Below are 20,154 nucleotides of genomic sequence, written 5' to 3'. Positions count from 1 at the left end.
AGATAACCGCGGTTTTACTAATGTTGTGACCTGAGTTTCAAGTTGTCTATGGTGTGCGTAAAGATAAGTATAGTCAGGGCTTGACGCCAATTTGCAGCGCCAGCTCACGAATTATTCCGGCGGTCATTCCCCAGACGAAATATTGCTCATACCAGGAAAGCCATACACGATGTGAATCGCCGCGACGGTAGATATCCAGCGGATGATAACGACCTAAATGCAGGGCTTGTGCCAGCGGCATTTCGAACACGGCGGAAACTTCATCAACACTTGCGCGATACGGCAAATTTGGCGGGATAATGCCTACCACCGGCGTGACCTGGAAACCGGTCACACTGTCGACCGGCGGCAGAACGCCAATCACCTCCACGCAGGATGGTGGGATCGCCACTTCTTCCTGCGCTTCGCGAAGGGCGGCGGCAATTAACGAGGCATCGCTGCTATCCACCGCGCCGCCGGGAAAGGCGACTTGTCCGGCGTGCTTGCGCAGATGAACGGATCGCTGAGTTAACAGTAACCCCGGCTGTGCACGACGCACGACGGGGATCAGTACGGCGGCCTGACGCTGGTTTAACGCAGTATGATTAACCTGCGGGCGCAGGAGTTGAAAGCGCGATAAAAAATCATCAAGCGTCAGGCTGCTGTATTCCACGTGTCAGTTCTCCAGTTGGTGCAAAATACGATTCACTTATCAAACGTTTCCTGATACTCCGCATCTTCCTGGCTGTCCGCCACAATGCCACCGCCAGCGGAACAATAAATGCGTCCGTTGGTGGCTGTCAGCGTGCGAATGGTGATGCTGGTATCCATATTGCCGCAAAAGCTCAGATAGCCAATGCTACCGCACCAGGCGTTGCGTCTTTGCGGTTCCAGTTCGTCAATAATTTCCATTGCCCGCACTTTTGGCGCACCGGTAATAGAGCCGCCGGGGAAGGCGGCGCGCAGCAGGTCAGTGGCGTGCAATGACTCTGGCAGACGCGCGGTAATGGTGCTGACCAAATGATGAACGGCAGGGAACGGTTCGACAACGAACAGTTCCGGAACCTGTACCGAACCGGGTTCGGCAACGCGGCCGATATCATTACGCATTAAATCGACGATCATCAGGTTTTCCGCCTGATCCTTTGGGGAGTTCGCCAGTGATTGAGCCTGCAGACGATCGGCATCGGCATCTTCAAGTCTGGGCAGCGTGCCTTTAATCGGACGCGTCTGGATGTGCTGGTTTTCCAGCAGAATAAAACGCTCAGGTGAAAGGCTGAGAATCGCCCCCTCCTCAAGACGTATAAACGCACTGAACGGGGCGCGGTTCGCATGGTTGAGACGTACAAACGCCAACCACTCATCTCCTTGATAATGCGCCTGAAAACGCTGGGCAAGATTGACCTGATAGCAATCGCCGCTGTGCAGATAACGCTGCACCTGACGGAACTTTTCACCATACTGCGCGCGGGTCATGTTGGACTGCCACGAGGATGTTAACGAAAACGGTTCGCGCACGGGAATCTGTTGACTTTCCAGCCAACGGCGTCGTGCCTGTACATCGGAGTGGCTAAGTAGCGACACCCTTTGCAACTGATGATCGACAATCAGCGCCCAATCGTAAATGCCAACCGCCATGTCCGGTAGCGTGATATCCTGTTCGGCTTCCGTTGGCAGAGATTCAAAACGACGGCCTAAGTCATAACCGAACAGACCCAATGCGCCTCCCTGGAAGGGAAAATCGGGATTATAATCGGGCTGAATAGTCAGCGATGTCAGCGCCGAACGTAAAACTGTCATCGGATCATCAACCGTTTGCATAGTGCCGTGATGGTCATGCACAACGGTCTCTTCTGCATGTGTGACCAGCGTGGTAATGGGGTCGGCGACCAGAATATCAAAACGATTATGCGGATGGTCGGCATGGCCCGAATGCAAAAGCATTGCCCAGGGCTGGTGGCTTAATGTGGCAAAATAGTGCTCAGCGGCGTCCAGACGCCAGGGGAGTGTGATTACAGCGGGAGATAACGTCTTCATCAGTCCTGACTCGTTGCTACTTCACTGGCTATGTGCCGGGTAGCATGAAATAATTAGCGCTAATAATTTAGCAGGAGTTCACCATGATTGCAGGTTTACCTTCACTCACGCACGATCAGCAGCAACAGGCGGTTGAACGCATTCATGAACTGATATCCCAGGGGATGAGCAGTGGCGAGGCGATTACGAAAGTGGCTGCTGAATTACGCGCCAGCCATACCGGCGAGCGGATCGTGGCGCGTTTTGAAGATGAAGACGAATAACGCCGCTTATACCGCAGCGATAATCTTAATTTCAACTTTGTATTTCGGGTTCATTAACCCGGCCTGAACGGTACAACGTACCGGCGCGTGACCAGCAACAACCCATGCGTCCCAGGCTTTGTTCATGGCGGCAAAATCATTTTTGTCTGCCAGGAACAGGGTGGCATCAAGAATACGTGACTTGCTGCTGCCCTGTTTTTCCAGCACCGCATCAATTTGCGCCAGCGTATTTGCCGTTTGCTCAAAGGCGTCGGCATCCAGATTTTCCGGTACGCCGGTGTAATACAACGTGTTGTTGTGGATAACCACGTCGGACCAACGCGCTTCGGCATCAATGCGCACAATCGTCATAAATCATTCCTCATTTACGTTTTTTCATAATGGCTTCGGGTTGCGCCAAGACTGCCATAATGTTGTGTCCACGTCACCTCTTCAACTGGCGAAAGAGCCGCTGGCCTGACATAATCCCTGTTCAAATTAACAGGGGGCAGTGTGACGGACGATTTTGCAGCAGACGGTCAGTTGGCTAAAGCGATACCCGGTTTTAAACCGCGTGAACCACAGCGGCAGATGGCCTTCGCCGTCAGTCATGCTATCGAAAAATCACAGCCGCTTGTTGTCGAAGCCGGAACAGGAACGGGTAAAACCTACGCTTATCTTGCCCCCGCGCTGCGTGCCGGAAAGAAAGTAATTGTCTCCACGGGCTCGAAGGCGTTGCAGGATCAGCTATACAGCCGCGATTTACCCACAGTAGCGAAGGCTCTGGAATTCACGGGTAAACTGGCGCTGCTGAAAGGGCGTTCAAACTATCTGTGTCTTGAGCGTCTCGAACAACAGGCGCTGGCGGGCGGTGACCTGCCGGTACAGACTTTAAGTGACGTCATTCTGCTACGCTCCTGGTCAAATCAAACCCTTGATGGTGACATCAGCACCTGCGTCAGCGTGGCGGAAGACTCTCAGGCCTGGCCGCTGGTGACGAGCACAAACGATAATTGCCTTGGGAGCGACTGCCCGCTGTACAAAGAGTGCTTTGTCGTTAAAGCGCGCAAGAAGGCGATGGATGCAGATGTCGTCGTGGTAAACCACCATCTGTTTCTCGCTGATATGGTGGTAAAAGAGAGTGGGTTTGGCGAGCTGATCCCGGAAGCTGAAGTGATGATCTTCGATGAAGCGCATCAGTTACCGGATATCGCCAGCCAGTACTTTGGTCAATCGCTCTCCAGTCGCCAACTGCTGGATCTGGCGAAAGACATCACCATTGCCTATCGCACCGAGCTGAAAGACACTCAGCAGCTTCAAAAATGCGCCGACCGACTGGCGCAAAGCGCGCAGGACTTCCGCCTGCAACTGGGCGAGCCGGGCTATCGAGGAAACTTGCGGGAACTGCTGGCCGACCCGCGCGTACAGCGCGCGTTTTTGTTGCTCGATGACACGCTGGAGCTGTGTTACGACGTGGCGAAACTGTCTCTCGGACGTTCCGCCTTGCTGGATGCCGCGTTTGAACGTGCCACGCTTTACCGTGCTCGTCTGAAGCGCCTGAAAGAGATCAACCAGCCAGGTTTCAGCTACTGGTATGAATGCACCTCGCGCCATTTCACCCTTGCGCTGACGCCGCTCACGGTGGCGGATAAATTCAAAGAAGTGATGGAACAGAAGCCGGGCTGCTGGATTTTTACCTCCGCGACGCTGTCGGTAAACGATGATCTTCATCATTTCACCGCGCGGCTGGGTATTGAAGATGCCGAGTCGATGCTGCTGCCAAGCCCATTTGATTACACCCGCCAGGCGCTGCTGTGCGTGCCGCGTAATCTCCCGCAAACTAACCAACCGGGAGCGGCGCGTCAGCTGGCATCCATGCTGCGTCCTATTATCGAAGCGAACAACGGACGCTGCTTTATGCTGTGTACCTCGCACGCGATGATGCGCGATCTGGCTGAACAATTCCGCGCCACCATGACCCTTCCCGTGCTGCTGCAGGGCGAAACCAGTAAAGGGCAACTGTTACAGCAGTTTGTCAGCGCAGGTAATGCGTTACTGGTTGCCACCAGCAGCTTCTGGGAAGGGGTGGACGTGCGTGGCGATACGTTGTCGCTGGTGATTATTGATAAACTGCCGTTCACCTCGCCGGACGATCCGCTGTTAAAAGCGCGGATGGAGGACTGCCGTTTGCGCGGCGGCGATCCGTTTGAAGACGTTCAGTTGCCGGATGCGGTAATCACCCTGAAACAGGGCGTGGGGCGTCTGATTCGTGACGCTGACGACCGCGGGGTGCTGGTGATTTGCGACAACCGTCTGGTGATGCGACCTTACGGTGCCACTTTCCTGGCAAGTCTTCCGCCTGCGCCGCGGACGCGTGATATTGCTCGCGCTGTTCGTTTTCTTGCTATACCAACGACTGAGTAATTTGTTACGGAGTGTGGTAAGATGCGCGCCAAATTTATTGACCTGATCACAAACACCCATGCGAATTCTGGCTATCGATACCGCCACAGAGGCGTGCTCTGTTGCCCTGTGGAATGACGGTACTACCAAGGCTCATTTCGAGCTTTGCCCACGAGAACACACCCAACGAATTTTACCAATGGTTGAGGAAATCCTGGCCGCTGGCGATCTCACGTTAACCGATATCGACGCTCTGGCGTTTGGTCGCGGTCCTGGCAGTTTCACAGGTGTACGTATTGGTATTGGCATTGCTCAGGGGCTGGCGTTAGGCGCGAATTTACCGATGATCGGCGTCTCCACCCTGGCAACAATGGCGCAGGGAGCCTGGCGTAAGTCGGGCGCGACCCGCGTACTGGCCGCGATCGACGCGCGAATGGGCGAAGTCTATTGGGCCGAATACCTGCGTGATGAGAACGGCAACTGGCACGGTGAAGAAACCGAAGCGGTGCTAACCCCCGAGCAGGTGCATGCGCGTTTACTGCAACTGTCTGGCGAGTGGGTAACGGTCGGAACGGGCTGGCCTGCCTGGCCTGAGCTCGGTAAAGACAGCGGTCTGACGCTGAGCGATGGCGACGTTTTGCTTCCGGCGGCTGAAGATATGCTGCCTGTTGCCACGCAAATGCTGGCTGCCGGTAAGACCGTGGCGGTTGAACATGCGGAACCGGTTTATTTACGTAACACCGTGGCATGGAAGAAACTTCCCGGTAAAGAATGAATCTTAGTAGTACATCCCTGGTCAATTCGCACAGCCGTCAGTGCGCAGCATGGTGAATTGGTCGGGGCAGAAGCTAAGAAAAGGGAGTCGCAATATGGCGGTGCAAAAGCAGTTATTGAAAGGTCTGTTGGCGGGCGCATTCGCGTTAATGCTTAGCGGTTGTGTCACCATCCCGGACGCGATTAAAGGTTCGAGCCCTACGCCGCAGCAGGATCTGGTGCGGGTTATGAATGCCCCGCAGCTGTATGTCGGACAGGAAGCGCGTTTCGGCGGTAAAGTGGTGGATATTCAGAACCAGCAGGGGAAATCCCGTCTGGAAATTGCCACTGTTCCTCTTGATAGTGGGGCGCGACCGGTGCTGGGCGAAGCCTCCCGCGGGCGAATTTATGCTGATGTAAATGGCTTCCTCGACCCGGTGGACTTCCGCGGTCAACTGGTTACCGTCGTCGGTCCGATTAGCGGTACTGTGGATGGAAAAATCGGTAATACGCCGTATAAATTCATGCTGATGCAGGTAACTGGCTATAAACGCTGGCATATTACTCAGCAAATTGTTATGCCGCCTCAGCCGATCGACCCCTGGTTCTACGGTGCGCGTGGCTGGCCTTACGGTGGCTACGGTGGATGGGGATGGTACAATCCCGGCCCGGCACAGGTTCAGACCATAGTAACTGAGTAACTCTTTGTTTTATGAGTAAAAGAAACAGCGGCTCGTCCGCTGTTTCTGCATTAACGTGGATATAAGAAAAATAAATAGTGACGTGCTTCGCAACCTTGTCGTTGTGTAATAAACAAACTGGTACGCTGAGTTAATATTATGTTAACAGTTTGTTTATTGCCTGGGGTTGTGATGACGACGAATACGCATTTTAGAGGTGATGTATTGAAAAAGGTTTGGCTTAACCGTTATCCCGCTGGTGTTCCTGCGGAGATCAATCCTGACCGTTATCAATCCCTGGTGGAACTCTTTGAACACTCAGTAAGACGGTATGCCGATCAGCCCGCGTTTGTAAACATGGGGGAGGTGATGACCTTCCGCAAGCTTGAAGAGCGTAGCCGGGCATTTGCGGCCTATTTGCAACAGGGACTCGGGCTGAAGAAGGGCGATCGCGTCGCATTGATGATGCCGAACCTGCTGCAATATCCGGTCGCACTGTTTGGGATTTTACGTGCTGGCATGATCGTCGTGAACGTGAACCCGCTGTACACGCCTCGCGAGCTGGAACATCAGCTCAACGACAGCGGCGCGTCGGCGATTGTCATCGTGTCTAACTTTGCCCACACGCTGGAAAAAGTCGTCGACAAAACGTCGGTGCAACACGTGATTCTGACGCGTATGGGCGATCAGCTGTCGACCGCCAAAGGGACGTTGGTTAACTTCGTCGTCAAGTATATCAAGCGTCTGGTGCCGAAATATCACCTGCCGGATGCCATCTCATTTCGTAGTGCGCTGCAAAACGGTTATCGCATGCAGTATGTGAAACCCGAAGTAGTGTCGGAAGATCTGGCGTTCCTGCAATATACCGGGGGGACTACCGGTGTGGCGAAGGGCGCGATGCTTACGCACCGTAACATGCTGGCTAACCTTGAGCAGGTTAATGCCACTTATGGCCCGTTGCTGCATCCGGGTAAAGAACTGGTGGTGACGGCCCTACCGCTGTATCACATTTTTGCGCTGACGATGAACTGTCTGCTGTTTATTGAGCTGGGCGGTCAAAACCTGCTGATTACCAACCCGCGTGATATTCCGGGACTGGTAAAAGAGCTGGCGAAGTATCCGTTCACCGCTATGACCGGCGTCAACACGCTGTTTAACGCGCTGCTGAATAACAAAGAGTTCCAACAACTGGACTTCTCGTCACTGCACCTTTCGGCAGGCGGCGGGATGCCGGTTCAACAGGCGGTAGCTGAACGTTGGGTGAAGCTGACGGGTCAGTATCTGCTGGAAGGCTATGGCCTGACGGAGTGTGCCCCTCTGGTGAGCGTCAACCCTCACGATATCGACTACCACAGCGGCAGTATCGGGTTACCGGTTCCTTCCACCGAGGTCAAACTGGTGGATGACGACGATAACGAAGTGCCGCCGGGAGAACCGGGCGAACTGTGCGTGAAAGGTCCGCAAGTGATGCTGGGCTACTGGCAGCGACCAGACGCCACCGACGAAATCGTCAAAGACGGCTGGCTGCACACCGGCGATATTGCGGTGATGGATGATGAAGGCTTCCTGCGTATTGTCGATCGTAAGAAAGATATGATCCTGGTGTCCGGCTTTAACGTCTATCCAAATGAAATTGAAGACGTGGTTATGCAACATCCTAGCGTACAGGAAGTGGCTGCAGTTGGTGTTCCGTCGGGCAGCAGCGGTGAAGCGGTGAAAATTTTCGTGGTGAAGAAAGATGCCTCGTTAACTGATGAGGCGCTTATCACTTTCTGCCGTCGTCACCTGACGGGCTATAAAGTACCGAAGCTGGTGGAGTTTCGCGACGAGTTGCCGAAATCTAACGTCGGTAAAATTTTGCGACGAGAATTACGTGACGAAGCGCGCGCCAAAGTGGACAATAAAGGCTGAGCGTTAAGTCAGCCAGCAGAAAACGCCGGGTAATCCGGCGTTTTTTTTGGCGCAAACCTAAGAGAGCACGATTTGAATTATCAAATGATCACCACGGACGACGCGTTAGCCACGCTGTGCGAAGCCGTCCGTGAATTTCCGGCGATAGCCCTGGATACCGAATTTGTTCGCACACGTACCTATTATCCGCAGTTGGGGCTGATCCAACTGTTTGATGGCAAACACGTTGCTCTGATTGATCCACTAGGGATCACCGACTGGTCGCCCCTGCGCGATATTCTGCGTGATACCGCCATCACCAAATTCCTGCATGCGGGAAGTGAAGACCTGGAAGTGTTTCTCAACGCTTTTGGCGAACTTCCGCAGCCGTTAATTGACACACAAATCCTGGCCGCGTTTTGCGGTCGTCCGCTGTCGTGGGGCTTCGCCTCGATGGTGGAAGAGTTTACGGGTGTGGCGCTCGACAAAAGCGAATCGCGTACCGACTGGCTGGCCAGACCGCTGACCGAGCGTCAGTGCGAATACGCGGCGGCTGACGTCTGGTATCTGTTACCGATCACCACAAAACTGATAGCTGAAACCGAAGCCAGCGGCTGGCTGCCAGCCGCGCTGGACGAATGCCGTTTAATGCAGCAGCGTCGCCAGGAGATTCTGGCGCCGGAAGACGCCTGGCGTGACATCACCAACGCATGGCAACTGCGCACCCGTCAGCTAGCCTGCCTGCAATTGCTTGCCGACTGGCGACTGCGTAAAGCACGCGAGCGCGATCTGGCGGTAAACTTCGTGGTGCGTGAAGAGCACCTGTGGGCGGTGGCGCGTTATATGCCGGGCAGCCTGGGTGAACTGGATAGCCTGGGTCTTTCCGGGAGCGAAATTCGTTTCCATGGTAAAACGCTGATCGCCCTGGTAGAAAAGGCCCAGGCTTTACCGGAAGAGTCGCTACCGCAGCCGCTGCTGAATTTGATGGATATGCCAGGGTATCGCAAGGCGTTCAAAGCCATCAAAGCGCTGGTTGCCGAGGTGAGTGCGGAACATAATCTCAGCGTCGAACTGCTTGCTTCGCGTCGCCAGATCAACCAGTTGCTCAACTGGCACTGGAAATTAAAGCCGCAGCAATCCCTGCCAGAGCTGGTTTCCGGCTGGCGTGGCGAATTGATGTCCGATCGCCTCAACGCGCTGCTGCAGGAATACCCGCAGTAAGTCACCAGGCTCGCCGGGTCGCGCGTTTGCTGACCCGGCCTGCGCAACGCTACAGATCGAGCACCAGGCGCTTACCTTTGGCGCGCGAGCAGCAGATGAGCATGCTTTGCTGGCTGGCTTTTTCGTCGTCGCTGAAATACTGATCGCGGTGATCCGCTTCCCCTTCGAGAATCGTCGTTTCGCAGGTGCCGCAAACACCTTCCCGGCACAGGCACTCAACCCGGGCGGCTTTGTTATTTTCGATAACCTGCAAAATGGTCATCTCTTCCGGGACCACAAACTCGCGCCCGGAACGCGCCAGCACCAGGGTGAAGGCGTCGCCGCCTTTCTCTTCCACGGCAAATTGTTCGAAATGTAGCGTATTGCTGTCCAGCCCAAGGCGGGAAGCCGCTTCTCTGACAGCATCGTTGAGCACCGCAGGGCCACAGGTGTAGATATGCGTGCCGGGTTCAACATCAGCCAGCAGACGGGCTAAATCGAGGCGGGTGCCTGCGTTCGACAGGTGCAGATGAATGCGATCGGCGCTGGGGTGTTGCATGAGTTCGTCATGAAACGCGCAGGTCTCCTGGCTGGGAGAACAATAGTGCAGTTGCCATTGCGTCTGAGATTGTTCCAGCTCCGGGAGTTGCGATAAAAACGGTGTGATGCCGATGCCTCCGGCAATCAACAGATGTTTTTGTGCCTGAGGGGCGAGGGCGAAGAGATTATTTGGTGTGGAGATCGTGAGCGTGTCGCCGGGCTTCACGTTTTGATGCAGGTATCGTGAGCCGCCTTTGGACGCTTCCTCCAGGCGTACGGCGATTTTATAGGCGCGCGTATCGCGTGGTGAACTCATCAGCGAGTACGCATTGCTGTACAGATTCTCGCCATCGCGCATCTGCACGATAATATGGCTGCCACCTTGAAACGCAGGCAACGGCTGGCCTGAGGTCGCCGTTAAAGTGAAGCATTTTACCTGCGCGGTAATCGTCTCAATCCGGCTGACCCGGACTTCTTGCATTTGATAATCAGACATTGCGGCCTCCCTAAAAAATCTGTCCGACGCGCCTCAGCGACGCGCCGGAACCTGTCGTAACAGCCCCGAGTTATTCCTGAAAAACCTGGGCGACCAGATTATGAAAATGGGCAATGCCATGCTCGGAGATGCCACTGCCGCTGGTGTCTGCCATAATGCGTCCCTGGCCGCGATACCCGCGCGATTTCAGCCCTTTTTGTACGCTTTCAACCAGACGTAAATCTTCAGGACGAAAGACGTTGCGATACCATTCGATCAGTTGTTTCTGCTCTTCGGTCAGCTCTTCGTTGGTGAAGTAGATGTCATAGTTTTGCAGCGTGGTTTCCGCATCTACCGGGAATTCGTAGATAACGGTCATCATGCCTTTGATTGGCGTCACGTTGAGCATGGTGCACGGCCACAGCCAGAAACCGTGGAAGGCGGCATCAACCCCTTCTTCGAACTTAAATGACTGCTCTGAAGGTTTGGCGAAACCGTATTGCAGCGTCCAGTTGCCGTGCATGGTATGCCAGTAACGGTCAACCTGGACCGAGTCGGAAAAACCTGGATGGGCCGGACCGCAGTGGTAACACTCCAGATAGTTATCGACAATATTCTTCCAGTTGGCTGGGGTACGAGTCGTAAAGCGCGCAGCAAGTTTCAGGTCATGCACGTCTGGGCAGGCTTCGATAACTTTGTCTGCAAGACCAGGGAGTTGTTCTTCCACGCTGCCCGCGTTCGGATCCATGTTAATAAACACGAATCCGGCATATTCTTCCAGGCGTACTGGTGTAAGGTGCGCTTTTTCGCTGTCGAAGTTGGCGACGTTTTCGCAGTTACGCGCATGCGCCAGATTGCCGTCAAGTTTGAATGCCCATGCGTGGTAAGGGCAGGTAATCACATTTTTCGCTTTCCCCTCGCCGCTCAACAACTGATGACCGCGATGCGGGCAGACGTTGTAGAAGGCCCGCAGCACGTTATCGCGCCCACGTACCAGCACGATATTCTCGCCAATCACTTCTCGGGTAACATAATCATTGGGTTTCGCCAGTTCGCTACTGTGGGCGACGCAAATCCAGCTTTTAGCGAACACCTTTTCTTGTTCGTGTTCGAAAGCCTGATGGTCGGTATAAAACCGGGCCGGGATAGTCCAGGCATCCTGCGGGTTGGCACAGAAATTTTGCGGCAGAATAAACTCAGGGCTCAGATTGCTCATTGGAATACCTTTAATTTGTGAGTAAGAGGATTTTGGTACTGGCGCTTAATTGTCGCCTTTGAGTAGTGTCCCGGCCGGTGGCGCGACCGGGACGTCAACTGGCGCTTCGGGAAGATGGCTTTCAATTTGATGCGCAGGAACGTGGGCATAGTCCTGCCGTACCCAGCGCAGAAAACCGCCAACCTTCACCAACAGGATGGCGAGGAATGGAAGAGCGGTCAGAACCACCGTGGTCTTCATGGTTTCCAGGGACGCGCCGGTGAACAAAATTGATAATGGGATCAGGGTGATGACCACGCACCAGAACAGACGAAGACTGCGCTGCGGATCTTCCCCTTCCTGCAGGTTGCGTGTGCTGGTGGCCGCCATGGTGTAGGCCACAGCATCCATGTGTGAGGCGAGGAATATAATCATGATCGCCAGATACGCCACCAGAAACAGTTTCCCGGCAGGCAACGACATCAACACTTGCTGTACGGCCGTCTCACCACCCAGCGTCGCCATAACCTGCGGCACGTCGATCACACCGTTCACAAACTGGTGAATGGAGTAGCTTTCCATCACGCCAAAGAAGAACCAGCAGCCAACAGTGCTACCGAGGATTAATGCCCAGATAACCTCTTTGATTTTGCGACCACGGGATACGCGAGTGACAAACATTGCCACGCCCGGCGTGTAGGAGATCCACCACAGCCAGTAGAACACTGTCCAGTTACGGGTGAACTCACCGTTGCCAAGCGGGTCGGTGAAGAGGCTCATTTGCAAAAAGTTTTGTGTCGTCAGGCCGATGGCGTTGATGATGTTATTGGTGATGAACTCGGTCGGGCCGACGATCAGCACCAGCAGCGGCAGTAAAAACGCCCCCCAGCCGACCATTTTGCTCAGACGTTGCAAACCGTTATTGATGCCAATCCAGGAACTCAGGCAGAAAATGCCGCCAGAGAACAGGATCACAAACGCCTGCACCGTGAAGTTATCTGGTAACCCCGTCAGGGCAGACAAACCGCGGGTAAAGGTGGCGGCGGTGACGACCAGAGAGATAGTTAACGCGCCAACTGTCGCGATCAGGAACATCAGGTCAACCAGGCGACCCCAGACACCCTGCGGATGCACGCCGGTAATGGCGGCGATAATCCCGGACAGGCTCAGTCCTTTGTTTTTACGCACATGGAAGTGGTAGGCCATGGTTAATGAGGCCAACGTGTAGGTCGCCCATGCGCTGATCCCCCAATGGAAAAAGGAGTAAGGCAGGCTGTATTCCAGCGCTTTTTGCGAGTGCGGCGCGATATTCAGACCCGGGGTCTGGTAATAATAGGCCCACTCAGCAACGCCCCAGTAGAGCGTGGAGGAGCCTAATCCGGCGCATATAAACATAAACAGCCAGGAGAGCGTGCTGTATTCCGCTTTACCTTCTCCCAGACGGATGTTGCCGTATTTGCTGGTAGCCAGCCAGACGACCAGACCCATAGCCATCAGAACGAGGATCTGCACGGCGGAACCCAGCATCCGGGTAACGCCGTTAAAAAGGGTATTTGCGACTTGTGCAGACTGCTGAGGGAAGAGACTAAGTGTGGCGGCGATGAAAAGAATAGCCACCAGGCTGATGGCTATCAGCGGCATGTCTTTTTTCTTGACGTTGCTCAACATGGGATCTCCTGGGCACAGTTGCCCGCGTATGGCATTAGCCTGTCGTTGTTATCATGCTGTAGGGGTAGAATGAGTTACTTTATATTTAACAATTTTATTATTTGTTCTTTACATGAATTAAACAATTGCTCGATGCGTGAAGCAATAAAACACGGAACGGAAATAATAAAAGGTGAATTAGCGCAGGTTATTGGCTCCACAAAACGCATAAAAAAGCCGCGTCAGTGACGCGGCTCATATTTCGTGGTTTGACCTCTAACGTAGTGCCTGACAGATGGCTTCTCCCACCTGTTGCGTGGTGGCGCTGCCTTTCATATCCGGCGTTTTCGGGCCACTGGCAATAACGTGCTCAATTGCCGCCAGAATACCGTCGTGGGCAGCCTTATAGTTGGCATCACCGTTGCCAAGGAAGTCCAGCATCATGGCGCCAGCCCAGATAGTGGCAATCGGGTTGGCGATGTTTTTTCCGTAAATATCGGGAGCCGAACCATGTACCGGCTCGAACAGGGACGGGAAGGTGCGTTCCGGGTTTAAGTTGGCAGAAGGTGCGATGCCAATCGTCCCGGTACAGGCCGGACCCAGATCGGAGAGGATGTCGCCGAACAGGTTGGAAGCAACCACAACGTCAAAGCGCTCCGGCTGCATCACAAAGCGGGCGCACAGTATATCGATATGCTGTTTATCCCAACGGATCTCAGGATAGTTAGCCGCCATTGCTTCAACACGCTCGTCCCAGTAAGGCATGCTGATGGCCAGACCATTGGATTTGGTCGCCGAGGTCAGGGTTTTGCGCGGGCGGTTTTGCGCCAGCTCGAAGGCGTAACGCAATATACGATCTACGCCGCGACGGGTGAAGACCGACTCCTGGATAACCACCTCGTGTTCCGTCCCTTCACTCACGCGTCCGCCGAGAGAAGAGTATTCTCCCTCGGTGTTCTCGCGTACGACGTAGAAATCAATGTCGCCTGGCTGCTTGCCCGCCAGTGGGCAAGGGACTCCCGGGAACAGGCGTACCGGACGCAGGTTGACGTACTGGTCGAATTCGCGGCGAAACTTAAGCAGCGAGCCCCATAAAGAGATGTGGTCCGGTACGGTATCCGGCCAGCCAACGGCGCCAAAATAGATAGCATCAAAGGATTGCAACTGCTCATGCCAGTCATCCGGCATCATTTTGCCGTGATGGGTGTAGTACTCGCAGCTCGCCCATTCCATTTGCTCAAAGCTGAACGACAACCCCCAACGCTCGGCGGCTGCCTGTAACACATGAATGCCTTCAGGCAGCACTTCTTTACCAATGCCATCTCCGGGGATAGCGGCAATACGACAGGTTTTCTTCATAGCAGCTCTCACTTGTACGCCATCAAAATTGACTTTCCCCTTATCCTATAATTGACTGATTAAGAGTTAATCCCCCTAACTGGTGAAACATAAAACACAGATCATGAATAATCTGCCGCTGCTAAATGATTTACGCGTCTTTATGCTGGTTGCCCGTCGGGCAGGATTTGCCGCCGTTGCCGAGGAACTGGGTGTATCACCGGCTTTTATCAGTAAGCGAGTAGCCCTGCTGGAGCAGACACTGAACGTGGTGCTGCTGCACCGGACAACGCGGCGTGTAACCATCACGGAAGAGGGGGAGCGGATCTACGAATGGGCGCAGCGGATCCTGCAGGATGTCGATCAGATGATGGACGAGTTGTCTGATGCCAGGCAGATCCCGCAGGGGATGCTACGCATTATTAGTAGCTTTGGCTTTGGCCGTCGGGTGGTGGCTCCGGCGCTGTCTGCGCTGGCAAAAGCGTACCCGCAGCTAGAACTGAGGTTCGATGTTGAAGACCGCCTGGTGGATATGGTGAATGAGGGCGTCGATCTTGATATTCGTATCGGGGATGATATCGCGCCGAACCTGATTGCCCGCAAGCTGGCGACTAACTACCGTATTCTGTGCGCCTCGCCGGAATTTGTGGCGCAGCATGGGACGCCGAAGCAACTCAACGATCTCTCCACTTTTCCTTGTCTGGTTATCAAAGAGCGCGACCATCCGTTTGGCATCTGGCAAATGCGTAATAAAGAGGGCGCTCACTCAATTAAAGTTACGGGGCCTCTGTCGTCTAATCATGGCGAAGTGGTACATCAGTGGTGTCTTGATGGGCAGGGAATTGCCCTGCGTTCGTGGTGGGACGTTTGCGACAACATTGCCGGTGGACATCTGGTACACGTATTACCCGAGTATTATCAACCAGCAAATATATGGGCGGTTTATGTTTCTCGGCTGGCGACGTCGGCAAAAATCCGTATTACGGTTGAGTATTTGCGCCGCTATTTTGCCGAAAAGTATCCAAAGTTTACTTTGGAATAAATCCGCAACAGCCAGGCAAGAAACTGAAAATAAAAAAGGCAGAATAATCTGCCTTTTTTGCAACTATAACTCACTGAGCAAAGCCGTTATTTAGACTCTTCAGCTTCAGGTAATGTCACGTTAAGTTCGAGGATAGAAATATCGCCGTCTTTTTGTTCAAGCTGTACGGTGACCATTTCGGGATCAATTTGTACATACTTGCAGATAACCTCGAGAATATCTTTCCTCAGTTGCGGTAAATAATGTGGCTCGGCGTCACTACGACGACGTTCCGCAACAATAATCTGCAGTCGCTCTTTAGCGATGTTCGCTGTGCTCTTTTTCCGCGAGAGAAAAAAATCCAGTAATGCCATAACTTATCCTCCGAACAGGCGTTTGAGGAAACCTTTCTTCTCTTCTTCAATGAAGCGGAAAGGACGTTCTTCTCCCAACAGACGGTCTACGGTATCAGCATAGGCTTTACCGGCATCAGCATTGATGTCGAGAATAACCGGCTCACCCTGGTTAGACGCGCGCAGGACTGACTGATCTTCAGGAATCACGCCAACCAGCTTGATTCGCAGAATTTCCAGTACGTCTTCCATGCTCAGCATGTCACCTTTATTTACGCGGCCAGGGTTGTAGCGCGTCAGCAACAAATGCTCTTTAATCGGATCTTCACCGTTTTCCGCACGACGAGATTTCGACGCCAGAATACCCAGAATACGGTCAGAGTCACGTACAGAGGAGACTTCCGGGTTAGTGGTGATAATCGCTTCATCGGCAAAATACAGGGCCATCAGCGCGCCGGTTTCAATACCCGCCGGGGAGTCGCAGACGATGAAATCGAATTCCATCGTTTTCAGGTCGTCCAGAACTTTCGCGACGCCTTCACGCGTCAGCGCGTCTTTATCGCGAGTCTGTGAGGCCGGAAGAATAAAGAGATTTTCGGTACGCTTATCTTTGATTAACGCCTGATTTAACGACGCATCGCCCTGAATAACGTTGACGAAGTCGTAAACGACGCGGCGTTCACAACCCATAATCAGATCGAGGTTACGCAGGCCGATATCAAAATCAATAACGACAGTTTTCTTTCCCTTCTGGGCCAAACCTGTAGCGATGGCCGCGCTGGAGGTGGTTTTGCCAACGCCCCCTTTACCCGAAGTAACAACAATAATGCGTGCCATAGAAATTCCTTGTTAAAAAGGGATCAATTCAACGGTTGAACTGTCAAAGCGTTCTCTGCTAATTGCAGACGGGCCGCTTTGCCATAAAATTCTGCTGGGATTTTATCACTCAGCCAATAAACACCTGCGATAGACACCAGTTCTGCCGTCAGATGGGTACAAAAAATTTGCGCTTCACGATCGCCGCTTGCACCTGCCAGCGCACGGCCTCTCATCATTCCATAAACATGAATATTGCCATCAGCGATAAGCTCTGCGCCCGCACTGACGTGGCTTGTAACAATCAGATCACATTGTGGAGCATAAATGCGCTGACCGGAACGAACCGGCACATTTATTAATCGTGTTTTTGTGATGGGAGTAACGTTTTGCGGCGGAGCGACGGGAGCCGGGACCTCAACAGGCGCAGGACGAATAGCTTTTTCTTTACCTTCAGTCAGTAAAGGAAGACCCATTTCGTCGATTTCTGCCTTTAGTCTGGCGTCTTTGCATCCGCTAACGCCAATAATGCGCAATCCGGTAGACGCGACCACTTTCTGCAGCGCTGACCAGTTTACCGGGCTTTCAAGACCACTCACGTTAACCACCACGGGAGCATGTTTTAAAAAAGCCGGTGCCTGCGCGATTTTGTCTTCCAACGCCTGACGAATAACCTCGGGTTCTGCTTCATGTAAATGAACCACTGATAAGGTGAAGCTACTGCCTTTAAGCTCGATTGGCGTGTTTGACATCCTGGCCTTACTCAATTTGCTATTTATCATCCCCAGCGCGGGGTGATATTCCGAAGACTATAAGGCATGTTATAGTCAGTATTATATTGAGGCAAGCCACCATTCCGTGAATTCAGAGTAAAAGATATGTTTTGTGTGATCTACCGAAGCAGCAAACGTGACCAGACCTATTTATATGTCGAAAAAAAAGACGATTTCTCGCGCGTTCCTGAAGAACTGATGAGAGGATTTGGTCAGCCGACGCTGGCAATGATGTTACCGCTTGATGGGCGTAAAAAATTAGTTAATGCCGATCTTGAAAAAGTAAAACAGGCCCTGACTGAGCAGGGCTATTATTTACAAATACCCCCGCCGCCAGAAGATTTACTTAAACAGCATCTGGCAGCGGCAAAACAAAATACACCAGACGCTAAACGTTAAACTGCATCGGGCAGCAGCACGTTCCATCGATGCAGTACCTGAAATCTATGACTACGTTAGGGGAAAGTAATGTATCAACATCACAACTGGCATGGTGCTCTGCTGGATTATCCGGTGAGTAAGGTGGTTTGCGTAGGGAGTAACTATGCCAACCATATTAAAGAGATGGGTGGAACTACCCCGGAAGAACCGGTTCTGTTTATTAAACCGGAAACCGCGCTGTGCGATTTGCGCCAGCCGCTGGTGATCCCATCTGATATGGGGTCTGTCCACCATGAAGTTGAGCTGGCTGTGCTGATTGGCGCGACCCTGCGGCAAGCGACAGAAGATCATGTGCGCAAAGCCATTGCCGGTTATGGTGTCGCGCTGGATCTGACTCTGCGCGATATTCAGGGCAAAATGAAGAAGGCGGGGCAGCCATGGGAAAAAGCGAAGGGTTTTGATAACTCTTGCCCGCTGTCTGGATTTATTCCGGTGGCGGAGTTTAACGGCGACCCGCAGGATACGATGCTTGGATTAACGGTCAACGGTGAAACTCGCCAGCACGGCTCCACGGCGGACATGATCCATCACATCGTTCCCTTGATTGCTTATATGAGCCGTTTCTTTACCCTCAAAGCGGGCGATGTGGTGCTAACGGGAACGCCAGCAGGCGTGGGACCTTTAAGCAGCGGCGACGAACTGGCCATCAGTTTTCACGGTCAAACGCTAACAACCCGTGTACTGTAATCTCTGCTTGCCGCCTTTTCGGGCGGCAAAACTTGCATCAGCGTGCCAGACTGGTTATAAGGTGCAGCTTTATTGCAATAGCGGAAACCCTGATGAGCGACATACCTTTCTGGCAAAGTAAAACCCTTGATGAAATGACCGATGCCGAGTGGGAGTCATTATGTGACGGGTGCGGTCAATGCTGCCTGCATAAGCTGATGGATGAAGACACTGACGAAATCTACTTTACCAATGTCGCCTGTCGTCAGCTCAACATTAAAACCTGCCAGTGTCGTAATTACGAACGTCGATTCGAGTACGAGCCTGACTGCATCAAACTGACGCGTGATAATCTGCCGACTTTTGAATGGTTGCCTATGACCTGCGCCTATCGTCTGCTCGCAGAAGGAAAAGGGCTACCGGAGTGGCACCCGTTGCTGACAGGATCAAAAGCGGCGATGCACGGTGAGCGTATCTCAGTTCGTCATATTGCGGTGAAAGAATCGGAAGTACGTGACTGGCAGGATCATATCCTGAACAAACCTTCATGGGCGGACTGAGCCGCCCATCGATTAGCAGGCGTTAAGGGTTAAGACTTTTTCGCCTGATACATCTCATCGGAGTGGTTGTCATCTTCCACCCAGAAGTTAATGTTGAATTGCGCATCGTCGCTTAATTCAACGCGATGCCAGTACTGCGGTGGGCTGGTCGCGAACTGACCGGCATTAATCACCACTTTCACTTCAGGTTCTTTTGCGTCTTCATTGGCAAAGCCATAATACGTTACCGTACCTTCCATTACGCAGAGCTGTCCAAACACGCCTGCTGCGGTGTTATGGTGAGAAAGAAGTGCTGCCGGGACGTTGTCTTTGGTAAAGAAGGGAGTAGAGCGTTTTACTTTCCAGTTTGCCGGGATGCGTAAATGGGACATCAGACATCTCCTTGGTGTGGCATCTATAAGATGCATTTAATATACATCTTATAGATGCCAGCAGGCAATGAATTTAAGGCAAAAAAAACGCTCCCGAAGGAGCGTCTCTGTTAGCGACCGAAGAGGTCACGTTTTTTCGGTTTAAACGGCTGTGCTATGACTACCAGCACGGCGACCACCAGGTAAGCGGCGAAGATCCCCAACAGCCACTGTGGCATTTCCAGGGTTAAAAAAGACCACTGGCGTTCAGCACAGTCACCGGATGCTAAAAACACCTGCGGCAGCCATTTGTCCAGCGGCAGCCAGCTCGGGAAGCGTGCGGCAAAATCACAGGTCATAAACGGTGATGGGTGCAACTGAATCATGGTGTGCTCATAAGCTAACTGCAGTCCGCGCCAGGCACTGTAAATCCAGATAATCATCGCCACATAGCGTAGCGGCGTTTTTGGTGCGATAGCCCCCACCAGCCCCGCGCCCATCACGCCAAATAATGCGCTACGTTCGTAAATACACAACACGCAAGGTTTTAGCAGCATGACGTGCTGGAACCACAGCGCGACAAGCTCCAGCGCAAAGGCGGTTAACGCCAACAATAACCATGCACCACGACCTCGGGAGCACTGGTTTAAAAATCGCAACATAATAATTTCCCTGCAACATGCGTAGAGAGCGCAGTTTAAACCAATTCAATTTATGCGCCACTAGCAGGAATTGAAAATTTGAGTAATCGGATAATTATCATGCAAAAAGTCAAACCGGGCAGTGATTTGCCCG

21 protein-coding genes and 1 pseudogene are annotated in these 20,154 nt (G+C 53.0%); 10 read left to right on the top strand and 12 right to left on the bottom strand.

All coding sequences use genetic code 11. The features are described 5' to 3' along the window. Positions 1-73 precede the first annotated feature (73 nt). Both B9P82_RS14980 and pabB read right to left on the bottom strand, forming a co-directional pair. The gene (locus tag B9P82_RS14980) at positions 74-652 is read right to left on the bottom strand and encodes a CoA pyrophosphatase (RefSeq protein WP_016153390.1); all 579 of its coding nucleotides are present in this window, start codon (positions 650-652) and stop codon (positions 74-76) included. Between the two features lie 3 nt (positions 653-655). After that, positions 656-2,016, bottom strand: a pseudogene (gene pabB, locus B9P82_RS14975) (aminodeoxychorismate synthase component 1). 83 nt (positions 2,017-2,099) lie between these two features. On the opposite strand from pabB, the gene B9P82_RS14970 reads away from it, so the two are divergent. Continuing rightward, positions 2,100-2,279 (top strand): YoaH family protein, encoded by a 180-nt coding sequence (locus tag B9P82_RS14970; RefSeq protein ID WP_016153388.1) that lies wholly within the window; start codon positions 2,100-2,102, stop codon positions 2,277-2,279. 6 nt (positions 2,280-2,285) lie between these two features. Here B9P82_RS14970 and B9P82_RS14965 read toward each other — a convergent pair whose 3' ends face one another. Then, positions 2,286-2,630 (bottom strand): RidA family protein, encoded by a 345-nt coding sequence (locus B9P82_RS14965; protein WP_016153387.1) that lies wholly within the window; start codon positions 2,628-2,630, stop codon positions 2,286-2,288. A 141-nt stretch (positions 2,631-2,771) separates the two neighbouring features. Between B9P82_RS14965 and B9P82_RS14960 the strand changes: the two genes are divergently transcribed. The 5 genes from B9P82_RS14960 (at position 2,772) to rnd (ending at position 9,205) form a co-directional block, all read left to right on the top strand. After that, positions 2,772-4,682, top strand: a complete 1,911-nt coding sequence (locus tag B9P82_RS14960) for an ATP-dependent DNA helicase (protein ID WP_016153386.1) — start codon at positions 2,772-2,774, stop codon at positions 4,680-4,682. Between the two features lie 58 nt (positions 4,683-4,740). Further along, the gene (gene tsaB, locus B9P82_RS14955) at positions 4,741-5,436 is read left to right on the top strand and encodes a tRNA (adenosine(37)-N6)-threonylcarbamoyltransferase complex dimerization subunit type 1 TsaB (protein WP_029139572.1); all 696 of its coding nucleotides are present in this window, start codon (positions 4,741-4,743) and stop codon (positions 5,434-5,436) included. A gap of 94 nt (positions 5,437-5,530) precedes the next feature. Beyond that, the gene (locus B9P82_RS14950; protein ID WP_053389065.1) at positions 5,531-6,115 is read left to right on the top strand and encodes a Slp family lipoprotein; all 585 of its coding nucleotides are present in this window, start codon (positions 5,531-5,533) and stop codon (positions 6,113-6,115) included. Between the two features lie 204 nt (positions 6,116-6,319). Further along, positions 6,320-8,005 (top strand): long-chain-fatty-acid--CoA ligase FadD, encoded by a 1,686-nt coding sequence (gene fadD, locus B9P82_RS14940; protein WP_142417396.1) that lies wholly within the window; start codon positions 6,320-6,322, stop codon positions 8,003-8,005. An 84-nt stretch (positions 8,006-8,089) separates the two neighbouring features. Then, positions 8,090-9,205 (top strand): ribonuclease D, encoded by a 1,116-nt coding sequence (gene rnd / locus B9P82_RS14935; protein ID WP_142417603.1) that lies wholly within the window; start codon positions 8,090-8,092, stop codon positions 9,203-9,205. A 49-nt stretch (positions 9,206-9,254) separates the two neighbouring features. Here the strand turns inward: rnd and B9P82_RS14930 are convergent, their stop codons facing one another. The 4 genes from B9P82_RS14930 to B9P82_RS14915 form a co-directional block, all read right to left on the bottom strand. Beyond that, complete coding sequence (locus B9P82_RS14930; protein ID WP_075848666.1) at positions 9,255-10,220, bottom strand: PDR/VanB family oxidoreductase; 966 nt, start codon at positions 10,218-10,220, stop codon at positions 9,255-9,257. A gap of 70 nt (positions 10,221-10,290) precedes the next feature. Then, positions 10,291-11,415: a carnitine monooxygenase, oxygenase subunit YeaW gene (gene yeaW / locus B9P82_RS14925; RefSeq protein ID WP_003833746.1), complete on the bottom strand. Its 1,125-nt coding sequence runs from the start codon at positions 11,413-11,415 to the stop codon at positions 10,291-10,293. Positions 11,416-11,460: 45 nt separating this feature from the next. Further along, positions 11,461-13,062, bottom strand: coding sequence for a BCCT family transporter (locus B9P82_RS14920; protein ID WP_049043155.1), 1,602 nt, complete (start codon positions 13,060-13,062; stop codon positions 11,461-11,463). 255 nt (positions 13,063-13,317) lie between these two features. Further along, positions 13,318-14,400 carry a tartrate dehydrogenase gene (locus B9P82_RS14915; RefSeq protein WP_101700547.1) on the bottom strand — a complete coding sequence of 361 codons (1,083 nt, stop codon included), beginning with the start codon at positions 14,398-14,400 and terminating at the stop codon, positions 13,318-13,320. A gap of 103 nt (positions 14,401-14,503) precedes the next feature. Between B9P82_RS14915 and B9P82_RS14910 the strand changes: the two genes are divergently transcribed. Continuing rightward, positions 14,504-15,421 (top strand): LysR family transcriptional regulator, encoded by a 918-nt coding sequence (locus B9P82_RS14910; protein ID WP_101700546.1) that lies wholly within the window; start codon positions 14,504-14,506, stop codon positions 15,419-15,421. A gap of 86 nt (positions 15,422-15,507) precedes the next feature. Here B9P82_RS14910 and minE read toward each other — a convergent pair whose 3' ends face one another. The 3 genes from minE to minC are packed head-to-tail and all read right to left on the bottom strand — an operon-like array spanning position 15,508 to position 17,321. Next, positions 15,508-15,774, bottom strand: a complete 267-nt coding sequence (gene minE / locus B9P82_RS14905) for a cell division topological specificity factor MinE (RefSeq protein WP_001185666.1) — start codon at positions 15,772-15,774, stop codon at positions 15,508-15,510. 3 nt (positions 15,775-15,777) lie between these two features. Continuing rightward, positions 15,778-16,590, bottom strand: coding sequence for a septum site-determining protein MinD (minD, locus tag B9P82_RS14900; protein WP_003020956.1), 813 nt, complete (start codon positions 16,588-16,590; stop codon positions 15,778-15,780). A gap of 23 nt (positions 16,591-16,613) precedes the next feature. After that, positions 16,614-17,321, bottom strand: coding sequence for a septum site-determining protein MinC (gene minC / locus B9P82_RS14895; RefSeq protein ID WP_016153376.1), 708 nt, complete (start codon positions 17,319-17,321; stop codon positions 16,614-16,616). A gap of 126 nt (positions 17,322-17,447) precedes the next feature. Here minC and B9P82_RS14890 point away from each other — a divergent pair, with 126 nt between their 5' ends. The 3 genes from B9P82_RS14890 to B9P82_RS14880 all read left to right on the top strand — a co-directional run bounded on the left by B9P82_RS14890 (position 17,448) and on the right by B9P82_RS14880 (position 19,009). Then, positions 17,448-17,741: a YcgL domain-containing protein gene (locus B9P82_RS14890; protein WP_016153375.1), complete on the top strand. Its 294-nt coding sequence runs from the start codon at positions 17,448-17,450 to the stop codon at positions 17,739-17,741. A gap of 69 nt (positions 17,742-17,810) precedes the next feature. Continuing rightward, positions 17,811-18,470, top strand: coding sequence for a fumarylacetoacetate hydrolase family protein (locus tag B9P82_RS14885; protein ID WP_016156786.1), 660 nt, complete (start codon positions 17,811-17,813; stop codon positions 18,468-18,470). Positions 18,471-18,562: 92 nt separating this feature from the next. After that, positions 18,563-19,009, top strand: a complete 447-nt coding sequence (locus tag B9P82_RS14880; RefSeq protein WP_016153373.1) for a YcgN family cysteine cluster protein — start codon at positions 18,563-18,565, stop codon at positions 19,007-19,009. Between the two features lie 29 nt (positions 19,010-19,038). On the opposite strand, the gene B9P82_RS14875 is transcribed toward B9P82_RS14880, so the two are convergent. Together B9P82_RS14875 and dsbB are read right to left on the bottom strand one after the other, a co-directional pair. Then, positions 19,039-19,380, bottom strand: coding sequence for a TehB family protein (locus B9P82_RS14875; RefSeq protein ID WP_016153372.1), 342 nt, complete (start codon positions 19,378-19,380; stop codon positions 19,039-19,041). A gap of 110 nt (positions 19,381-19,490) precedes the next feature. Further along, positions 19,491-20,021 carry a disulfide bond formation protein DsbB gene (gene dsbB / locus B9P82_RS14870; protein WP_003844060.1) on the bottom strand — a complete coding sequence of 177 codons (531 nt, stop codon included), beginning with the start codon at positions 20,019-20,021 and terminating at the stop codon, positions 19,491-19,493. Between the last annotated feature and the right edge of the window lie 133 nt (positions 20,022-20,154).

It is taken from the genome of Citrobacter sp. L55 (genome assembly GCF_002850715.1).
GTDB lineage: Bacteria > Pseudomonadota > Gammaproteobacteria > Enterobacterales > Enterobacteriaceae > Citrobacter > Citrobacter braakii.
This window is presented reverse-complemented; position numbering and strand designations above follow the sequence as displayed.

Excerpts from the sequence above, each read along its gene's own strand:
- yeaW (WP_003833746.1), bottom strand. The coding sequence starts at position 11,415 with ATGAGCAATCTGAGCCCTGAGTTTATTCTGCCGCAAAATTTCTGTGCC.
- minD (WP_003020956.1), bottom strand. The coding sequence starts at position 16,590 with ATGGCACGCATTATTGTTGTTACTTCGGGTAAAGGGGGCGTTGGCAAA.
- B9P82_RS14965 (WP_016153387.1), bottom strand. The coding sequence starts at position 2,630 with ATGACGATTGTGCGCATTGATGCCGAAGCGCGTTGGTCCGACGTGGTT.
- B9P82_RS14920 (WP_049043155.1), bottom strand. The coding sequence starts at position 13,062 with ATGTTGAGCAACGTCAAGAAAAAAGACATGCCGCTGATAGCCATCAGC.
- B9P82_RS14885 (WP_016156786.1), top strand. The coding sequence starts at position 17,811 with ATGTATCAACATCACAACTGGCATGGTGCTCTGCTGGATTATCCGGTG.
- tsaB (WP_029139572.1), top strand. The coding sequence starts at position 4,741 with ATGCGAATTCTGGCTATCGATACCGCCACAGAGGCGTGCTCTGTTGCC.
- B9P82_RS14880 (WP_016153373.1), top strand. The coding sequence starts at position 18,563 with ATGAGCGACATACCTTTCTGGCAAAGTAAAACCCTTGATGAAATGACC.
- B9P82_RS14930 (WP_075848666.1), bottom strand. The coding sequence starts at position 10,220 with ATGTCTGATTATCAAATGCAAGAAGTCCGGGTCAGCCGGATTGAGACG.
- B9P82_RS14875 (WP_016153372.1), bottom strand. The coding sequence starts at position 19,380 with ATGTCCCATTTACGCATCCCGGCAAACTGGAAAGTAAAACGCTCTACT.
- minC (WP_016153376.1), bottom strand. The coding sequence starts at position 17,321 with ATGTCAAACACGCCAATCGAGCTTAAAGGCAGTAGCTTCACCTTATCA.
- B9P82_RS14970 (WP_016153388.1), top strand. The coding sequence starts at position 2,100 with ATGATTGCAGGTTTACCTTCACTCACGCACGATCAGCAGCAACAGGCG.
- rnd (WP_142417603.1), top strand. The coding sequence starts at position 8,090 with ATGATCACCACGGACGACGCGTTAGCCACGCTGTGCGAAGCCGTCCGT.
- B9P82_RS14890 (WP_016153375.1), top strand. The coding sequence starts at position 17,448 with ATGTTTTGTGTGATCTACCGAAGCAGCAAACGTGACCAGACCTATTTA.
- B9P82_RS14910 (WP_101700546.1), top strand. The coding sequence starts at position 14,504 with ATGAATAATCTGCCGCTGCTAAATGATTTACGCGTCTTTATGCTGGTT.
- minE (WP_001185666.1), bottom strand. The coding sequence starts at position 15,774 with ATGGCATTACTGGATTTTTTTCTCTCGCGGAAAAAGAGCACAGCGAAC.
- B9P82_RS14950 (WP_053389065.1), top strand. The coding sequence starts at position 5,531 with ATGGCGGTGCAAAAGCAGTTATTGAAAGGTCTGTTGGCGGGCGCATTC.
- B9P82_RS14915 (WP_101700547.1), bottom strand. The coding sequence starts at position 14,400 with ATGAAGAAAACCTGTCGTATTGCCGCTATCCCCGGAGATGGCATTGGT.
- dsbB (WP_003844060.1), bottom strand. The coding sequence starts at position 20,021 with ATGTTGCGATTTTTAAACCAGTGCTCCCGAGGTCGTGGTGCATGGTTA.